This window comes from Paraprevotella clara YIT 11840 (assembly GCF_000233955.1).
GTDB lineage: Bacteria > Bacteroidota > Bacteroidia > Bacteroidales > Bacteroidaceae > Paraprevotella > Paraprevotella clara.
The window spans coordinates 1-249 of sequence record NZ_JH376707.1; the positions used below are offsets into that span (position 1 = coordinate 1).

1 protein-coding gene is annotated in these 249 nt (G+C 32.1%); it reads right to left on the reverse strand.

The window, feature by feature from the left end:
- Window positions 1-249: hypothetical protein (locus HMPREF9441_RS18870; protein WP_008623654.1), on the reverse strand; the 249-nt coding region annotated here is incomplete at both ends.

A 249-nucleotide genomic window follows, 5' to 3' on the forward strand; every position in this document is an offset into this window, starting at 1 on the left:
ATTTATACTTTGCAGCTGTTAAGTTATAAAAATACCCTGTAGTATTTGAAGAAACAAGTGTTTCTCCTCCTAAATCATCATATTTATATAAGTAAGAAATTACATTCTGTTGGGTGTTATAAGTAATAGATATTTGCCCTGAATTAGCTAATGAGCCGCACACTATATTACGTGTTTTGATAGAATAGCCAAGGAAACTTTCCGGATATATATCTATCTCTGGAGTAAGTGCATACGCATTTTGTGCAT